Raw genomic sequence first — 6704 nt, 5'->3', positions numbered from 1 at the left:
CGATTATCCTTGTGGCGGCAGACAAACGCCAATCCCGCCAATGCCACAGTACCCATAAGGATTTTTATGCAGATACTGCTGGTGATCGTCCTCGGCATAGTAAAACGGGGTTGCGGTAGTGATTTCCGTTGTAATGGTGCGCTCGTCGCCAGCGGCGGTCATTGCTGCCTGAAAACGCTCAAGGCTTGCCCGTGCCGCGACGGTTTGCTCCGGCGTTAACGGGTAAATGGCGGAGCGATACTGCGTCCCCTGGTCGTTCCCCTGACGCATGCCCTGCGCCGGGTCGTGATTTTCCCAGAACACCTGCAGCAGTTGCTCGTAGCTGATAACATGCGGATCATAGACGACGCGTACCGCTTCGGCGTGTCCGGTATCGCCGGAACACACTTCCCGATAGGTTGGGTTAGGGGTGTAGCCGCCGGTATATCCGGCCGCTGTGCTGTATACCCCGGGTAATGACCAGAATAAACGTTCAACGCCCCAGAAACATCCCATGGCGAAAAAGGCTATCTCCATACCGTCGGGCACGTTGGTCATCGAATGTTGGTTAACCGCATGCAGCGTTGCCACTGGCATCGGGGTGTTGCGTCCAGGTAGGGCATCTGCTTGAGTAACAAGATGCTTTCTATCAAATAAACTCATGGCCGTTCTCCCGAAATCAGTCATTTGGGTTAAGGTTGTAACGAGACGCGTCTTTGCCCACAATAAACGGCGTGAATACGTCTAGAGTTAAACATAAGAAATATTTGGGTTGTCGTCTGTTTTTCAACTCTTATTGTTGATTTTTTGTTAAGCCGAGGAACGGCATAGTATTTTTTTCCAGGGGTGGGAAAAAAGGATATTCAGGAGAAAATGTGCCACATATCCGTCAGTTATGTTGGGTGGGATTACTGTGCTTAAGTGGCTCCGCAGCCGCAGCGAATGTTCGCTTACAGGTCGAGGGATTATCAGGACCGCTGGAGAAAAACGTCCGTGCGCAGCTATCCACGATTCAAAGTGATGAAGTCACTCCAGACCGACGCTTTCGTGCGCGCGTTGATGATGCCATCCGCGAAGGGCTAAAAGCGCTGGGCTACTTTGAGCCCACCATTGATTTTGAGCTGCGTCCGCCGCCGGCGAAAGGACGCCAGGTGCTGATTGCCAAAGTGACCCCTGGTGAGCCGGTGCTGATTGGCGGCACCGAAGTGATTCTGCGCGGTGGCGCACGTACGGATAAAGATTACCTGGATCTGCTGAAAACGCGACCGGCAATCGGCACCGTGCTGAATCAGGGGGACTATGATAACTTCAAAAAATCACTCACCAGCGTAGCGCTGCGCAAAGGCTATTTCGACAGTGAATTTAATAAAAGCCAGCTTGGGATAGCGCTCGAACGCCGCCAGGCATTCTGGGATATCGATTACAACAGCGGTGAACGCTATCGCTTTGGGCATGTCACTTTTGAAGGCTCGCAAATTCGCGATGAGTACCTGCAAAATCTGGTGCCCTTTAAAGAGGGTGAAGAGTACGAGTCGAAAGATCTGGGCGAACTGAACCGTCGTCTGTCGGCGACCGGATGGTTTAATTCCGTGGTCGTCGCACCGGAATTTGATAAAGCCCGTGAAACCAAAGTGCTGCCGCTGAAAGGCGTGGTGTCGCCGCGAACTGAAAATACCATCGAAACCGGGGTCGGTTACTCAACTGACGTCGGTCCACGGGTGAAGACCTCGTGGAAAAAGCCGTGGATGAACTCCTATGGCCACAGCCTGACCACCAGCGCCAGCATCTCTGCGCCAGAGCAGGTTCTTGATTTCAGTTATAAAATGCCGCTATTAAAGAACCCGCTGGAGCAGTATTACCTGGTGCAGGGGGGCTTTAAGCGTACCGATTTAAACGATACCGAGCAGGACTCCACTACGCTTGCGGTTTCCCGCTACTGGGATCTCTCCAGCGGCTGGCAGCGCGCGATTAACCTGCGCTGGAGCCTCGACCACTTTACCCAGGGTAACGTCACTAACACCACCATGCTGCTCTATCCGGGCGTGATGATCAGCCGGACGCGCTCGCGCGGCGGTCTGATGCCAGTCTGGGGCGACTCCCAACGTTATTCCATCGATTACTCCAACACGGCCTGGGGTTCAGACGTTGATTTCTCCGTCTTCCAGGCGCAAAACGTCTGGATCCGCACGCTGTACGATCGTCATCGCTTTGTAATGCGCGGCAACCTCGGCTGGATCGAAACCGGGGACTTCGACAAAGTACCGCCGGATCTGCGTTTCTTCGCCGGGGGCGATCGCAGCATTCGCGGCTACAAATACAAATCTATTTCGCCTGAAGGCAGCGACGGCAAGCTGAAAGGGGCCTCGAAGCTAGCGACCGGCTCGTTGGAATATCAGTACAACGTGACCGGAAAATGGTGGGGCGCGATGTTTGTCGATAGCGGCGAAGCGGTCAGCGATATCCGCAGAAGCGATTTCAAAACCGGTGCCGGGGTCGGCGTACGCTGGCAATCGCCAGTGGGACCCATCAAGCTCGACTTTGCTGTCCCTGTGGGCGACAAAGATGAACATGGTTTACAGTTTTACATCGGTCTGGGGCCTGAATTATGAGTTTATGGAAGAAGATAAGCCTCGGCGTGCTGATTTTTATCCTGCTGTTGTTAGGCACGGTGGCGTTCCTCGTCGGCACCACTTCGGGCCTGCATCTGATCTTCAAAGCGGCGAATCGTTGGGTTCCGGGGCTGGAGATTGGTCAGGTCACCGGCGGCTGGCGGGATTTATCGCTCAAAAATATTCGTTATGACCAACCTGGCGTGGCGGTGAATGCTGGCGAAGTGCATCTGGCCGTGGGGCTTAACTGCCTGTGGGACAGCAGCCTGTGCATCAACGATCTGTCGCTGAAAAATATCAACGTGGCGATCGACAGCAAAAAGATGCCGCCATCAGCGCCGGTTGAAGAGGAAGAGAGCGGTCCGCTTAACCTTTCCACACCTTACCCAATCACGCTTTCGCGCGTGGCGCTGAACAACATCAATATCAAAATCGATGACACCACGGTTTCGGTGCTGGAATTTACCTCCGGCCTGAACTGGCAGGAAAAAACGCTAACCCTGAAGCCAACGTCATTACAGGGGCTGCTGATTGCCCTGCCTAAAGTGGCGGAAGTGGCGCAGGAAGAGGTTGTCGAACCAAAGATTCAAAATCCGCAACCGGATGAAAAACCGCTCGGCGAAACGCTAAAAGATCTGTTCTCAAAGCCGGTGCTGCCGGAAATGACCGATGTCCATCTGCCGCTCAATCTCAACATTGAAGCGTTTCGCGGCGAGCAGCTGCGCGTGACCGGGGATACGGATTTAACGGTACATAACATGCTGCTGAAAGTGAGCAGCATTGACGGCAACATGAAACTCGATGCACTGGATATCGACTCGAATCAGGGGACGGTAAAAGCCAGCGGCACGGCGCAACTGACCGACACGTGGCCGGTCGATATTACGTTAAACAGCACGCTCAACGTCGACCCGTTAAAAGGCGAAAAGGTGAAGCTGAAGGTCGGCGGCGCGCTGCGTGAACAGCTGGAAGTCGGCGTAAATCTGTCTGGTCCGGTGGATATGGACCTGCGGGCGCAGGCGCGTCTGGCGGAAGCCGGATTGCCGCTCAACCTTGAGGTGGTGAGTAAGCAGGTTTACTGGCCGTTTACTGGCGACAAGCAGTTCCAGGCTGATGACATCAAGCTCAAACTGACCGGTAAGATGACCGACTATACGCTGTCGATGCGTACCGCTGTGAAAGGGCAGGATATTCCTCCGGCTACCATCACGCTGGACGCCAAAGGCAACGAACAGCAGATCAATCTCGACAAACTCAGCGTTGCGGCGCTGGAAGGGAAAACTGAGCTGAAAGCGCTGGTGGACTGGCAGCAGGCGATCAGCTGGCGCGGGGAGCTAACGCTGGATGGCATCAACACGGCGAAAGCGATCCCGGAGTGGCCATCAAAACTGAATGGCCTGGTGAAAACTCGCGGCAGTCTGTACGGCGGAAGCTGGCAGATGGAGGTGCCCGAGCTGAAGCTGACCGGCAACGTGAAGCAGAACAAGGTTAATGTGCACGGCTCGCTGAAGGGTAACAGCTACCTGCAGTGGACGATCCCGGGCCTGCATCTGGAACTGGGACGCAACAGCGCGGATGTGAAAGGGGAACTGGGGGTCAAAGACCTCAATCTCGACGCGACGATTGATGCCCCGAGCCTGGATAACGCGCTGCCGGGACTGGGCGGTACGGCGAAAGGGCTGGTAAAAGTTCGCGGTACGGTTGAAGCGCCACAGCTGCTGGCGGATATCACCGCCCGGGGTCTGCGCTGGCAGGAGCTGTCCGTCGCTCAGGTGCGCGTCGAAGGCGACGTGAAATCGGCAGAGCAAATCGCTGGTAATCTCAACGTTCGCGTAGAGCGGATTGTACAGCCTGACGTGAATATTGGCCTGGTTACGCTCAATGCCAAAGGTAGCGAAAAGCAGCATGAGCTGCAGCTGCGCATTCAGGGGGAACCGGTCTCCGGGCAGCTCTCCCTGGCAGGTAGCTTTGATCGCAAAGAGCAGCGCTGGAAAGGTGCGTTAAGCGATACCCGCTTCCAGACGCCGGTCGGTCCGTGGTCCCTTAACCGCCCTGTCGCGCTGGATTATCGCAATCAGGAACAGAAAATCAGCATTGGGCCGCACTGCTGGAACAACCCGAATGCGGAACTGTGCGTACCGCAAACCATTGATGCCGGTGCACAAGGACGCGCGGTGGTGAACCTTAACCGCTTTGACCTGGCGATGCTAAAACCGTTTATGCCGGATACAACCCAGGCCAGCGGCGTTTTCACTGGCAAAGCAGATGTGAGCTGGGACACCACCAAAGAAGGGCTGCCGCAGGGGCAGGTTACGCTGAGCGGACGTAACGTGAAGGTCACGCAAAGCGTGAACGATGCGCCGCTCCCTGTGGCGTTTGAAACGCTGAATCTGACCGCCGACCTGCACAATAACCGTGCCGAGCTGGGCTGGCTGATTCGCCTGACCAACAACGGGCAGTTTGACGGCCAGGTGCAGGTGACTGATCCGCAAGGACGCCGCAGTCTCGGCGGCAACGTCAACATCCGCAACTTCAATCTGGCGATGGTGAACCCCATTTTCTCGCGCGGTGAAAAAGCGGCTGGGGTGATCAACGCCAACCTACGTCTGGGCGGTGATGTGCAAAGCCCGCAACTGCTCGGACAACTGCAACTGAGCGGTCTGGATATCGACGGCAACTTTATGCCGTTTGACATGCAGCCAAGCCAGTTAGCCGTTAACTTCACCGGAACACGCTCAACGCTGGCGGGCGTGGTGCGTACGCAGCAGGGCGAAATTAACCTGAGCGGCGATGCCGACTGGAGTCAGATAGACAACTGGCGGGCGCGCGTTGCGGCTAAAGGCAGCAGGGTTCGTATTACCGTGCCGCCGATGGTCCGCCTGGACGTATCGCCGGACGTGGTCTTTGAAGCCACGCCGAGCCTGTTTACCCTTGATGGCAACGTGGATGTGCCGTGGGCGCGTATCGTGGTACACGACCTTCCGGAGAGCGCGGTAGGGGTTTCCAGCGATATGGTCATGCTTAACAACAATCTGCAACCGGAGAAACCGCAGACAGCAGGTATTCCGATCAACAGCAACCTGAACATCCACGTCGGTAACAACGTGCGTATTGACGCCTTTGGTCTAAAAGCGCGTCTGACGGGCGATCTGAAAGTGGTGCAGGATAAGCAGGGGCTGGGGCTGAACGGACAAATTAATATTCCGAGCGGACGTTTCCATGCCTATGGTCAGGATCTGATTGTGCGTAAGGGCGAGCTGTTGTTCTCCGGTCCGCCTGATCAGCCGTTACTCAACATCGAAGCAATTCGTAACCCGGAAGCCACCGAAGACGACGTGATCGCCGGGGTTCGCGTCACGGGCACCGCCGATGAACCGAAGGCGGAGATCTTCTCCGACCCGGCGATGTCGCAGCAAATGGCGCTTTCCTACCTGCTACGCGGACAAGGACTGGATAGCGAACAGAGCGACAGCGCGGCAATGACTTCAATGCTTATTGGTCTGGGGGTTGCACAAAGTGGTCAGGTTGTGGGTAAAATCGGGGAGACATTTGGCGTAAGCAATCTGGCACTGGACACACAAGGGGTGGGTGATTCATCTCAGGTGGTTGTCAGCGGATACGTACTGCCAGGTCTGCAGGTGAAATATGGTGTGGGTATATTTGACTCCTTAGCGACACTCACGCTACGTTATCGTCTGATGCCTAAGCTATATCTGGAAGCAGTGTCTGGCGTAGATCAGGCACTTGATTTGCTCTATCAGTTCGAGTTTTAGCAATGCGAATATTTGTCTACGGCAGTTTACGAACCAAACAAGGCAACAGCCACTGGATGACCAATGCCCTGTTGCTGGGAAATTTCAGTATCGACAACTACCAGTTGTATAGCCTGGGCCACTATCCAGGCGCCGTTCCAGGAGAGGGAACAGTACACGGGGAAGTTTATCGTATTGATAACGCCACGCTGGCAGAGCTTGACGCTCTGCGTACCCGTGGCGGTGAATACGCACGCCAGTTAATTCAAACGCCGTACGGAAGTGCATGGATGTACGTGTACCAACGTCCGGTTGATGGCTTAACGCTGATTGAAAGCGGTAACTGGTTAGACCGAGACCAGTA

4 protein-coding genes are annotated in these 6704 nt (G+C 55.4%); 3 read left to right on the top strand and 1 reads right to left on the bottom strand.

Features of this window, described 5'->3' with window-relative positions; all coding sequences use genetic code 11:
• Window positions 1–3: 3 nt before the first annotated feature.
• Window positions 4–642, bottom strand: coding sequence for a peptide-methionine (S)-S-oxide reductase MsrA (gene msrA, locus FDW87_RS20435; protein ID WP_016155527.1), 639 nt, complete (start codon window positions 640–642; stop codon window positions 4–6).
• A 212-nt stretch (window positions 643–854) separates the two neighbouring features.
• On the opposite strand from msrA, the gene tamA reads away from it, so the two are divergent.
• The 3 genes from tamA to FDW87_RS20420 all read left to right on the top strand — a co-directional run.
• The gene (gene tamA / locus FDW87_RS20430) at window positions 855–2588 is read left to right on the top strand and encodes an autotransporter assembly complex protein TamA (RefSeq protein WP_016155528.1); all 1734 of its coding nucleotides are present in this window, start codon (window positions 855–857) and stop codon (window positions 2586–2588) included.
• Window positions 2585–6361, top strand: a complete 3777-nt coding sequence (tamB, locus tag FDW87_RS20425) for an autotransporter assembly complex protein TamB (protein ID WP_137380114.1) — start codon at window positions 2585–2587, stop codon at window positions 6359–6361. Before tamA ends, tamB begins: the two co-directional genes overlap by 4 nt.
• A gap of 2 nt (window positions 6362–6363) precedes the next feature.
• A partial coding sequence (locus tag FDW87_RS20420) for a gamma-glutamylcyclotransferase (protein ID WP_137380127.1) occupies window positions 6364–6704 on the top strand: 341 nt, incomplete at its 3' end.

The organism is Citrobacter sp. wls826 (genome assembly GCF_005281245.1).
Classification (GTDB): Bacteria; Pseudomonadota; Gammaproteobacteria; order Enterobacterales; family Enterobacteriaceae; genus Citrobacter; species Citrobacter braakii.
This window is presented reverse-complemented; position numbering and strand designations above follow the sequence as displayed.